Origin of the sequence: Synechococcus lacustris str. Tous (assembly GCF_003011125.1) — a bacterium.
In the GTDB taxonomy this organism is placed as follows: domain Bacteria; phylum Cyanobacteriota; class Cyanobacteriia; order PCC-6307; family Cyanobiaceae; genus Synechococcus_D; species Synechococcus_D lacustris.
In genome coordinates this window covers 1-963 of sequence record NZ_PXVC01000229.1, presented here as the reverse complement: position 1 = coordinate 963, position 963 = coordinate 1, and the positions used below count along the sequence as shown (strand labels likewise).

The 963-nt window shown below is 49.2% G+C and carries 2 protein-coding genes; one reads left to right on the top strand and one right to left on the bottom strand.

Annotated features, from left to right (window positions below; translation table 11 throughout):
• On the bottom strand, positions 1-216 hold a 216-nt coding region (locus C7K08_RS16245), incomplete at its 3' end, for a hypothetical protein (RefSeq protein WP_206603892.1).
• A gap of 80 nt (positions 217-296) precedes the next feature.
• On the opposite strand from C7K08_RS16245, the gene C7K08_RS17010 reads away from it, so the two are divergent.
• The coding region (locus C7K08_RS17010; RefSeq protein ID WP_133165334.1) for an ArdC-like ssDNA-binding domain-containing protein at positions 297-963 on the top strand (667 nt) is incomplete at its 3' end.

The window sequence follows — 963 nt, the reverse complement described above, 5'->3', positions numbered from 1 at the left end:
ACCCTTTAGGTCTAAATGGCCCAGAAACAAAAGAGCAAAAGAACTGCCGGCAATGGGATGTAGAGAACTGACATCGGCTGCGGGGTAGGCGCTAYGAACTGTTGCCGCAGGGTTGACCCTTGGGTCTTGGCCCTTTGGGTCTTGGCCCTTGGGTCTTTGTTGTTTATTAGTCACGCAGGTTTCTGCATTGTCTGCGGCGGGAAAAGGGCAACGCAAGCCGGCCCACCGCAACAAACTGRATAGCTGTGGGAACAATTTGTATGTAGCTATTTGGCCGGCCCTTGTCCTCGCCGCAGATGCCAATGCAGTCCTGCGTTTCCTCGCAAATGTCTACTGCCAAGAAAAAGTTTRATGGTCCCACGCCAGAAGAAAAGATCGTTGCTGGTTTAGTTGAATTAATGGAGGCAGGTATCGCGCCTTGGCGTAAACCTTGGGCAGAWGATGGCTGTTCAGGGCATCATGTAAATCTTTTAAGCGGCCATCAATATCGAGGCTCCAATGTGATCTTGCTCACGATCGGCATGCAYRTCCGTGGTTCAGCAATGCCCTATTGGTGCGGMTWYGSRGAAGCGAAAAAGCTKGGRATYACYYCWAAGAAAGGTTCTAAATGCGCTTATATCGTGCGCCCGCAATTAAACCGTTATGTAGAAGAAGGCGCTGCCTTAGCTGATGGCAGCAAAGCTGATCCCACCACAAAAGAATGGATGGCCTTTAARCCCACTGCTGTATTTAATGCCAATGATCTAGAAGGGRCCACCCCAGAAGGAATTAAAAAGCTTGAGGRGTTGATCAAGCTGCGTAAATTCCAGGCCGGCTATCAAGTAAAGCCAGAGCCAGAAAGGCTAGAAAATGCAGAAGCTGCACTCAAGAGCTGGAAAGTTCCAGTCAGCTTTGGCGGTAATCAAGCCTTTTATGCACCAGCTATTGATCGGATTCAGTTACCTGAAAGATCAGCCTTTAATA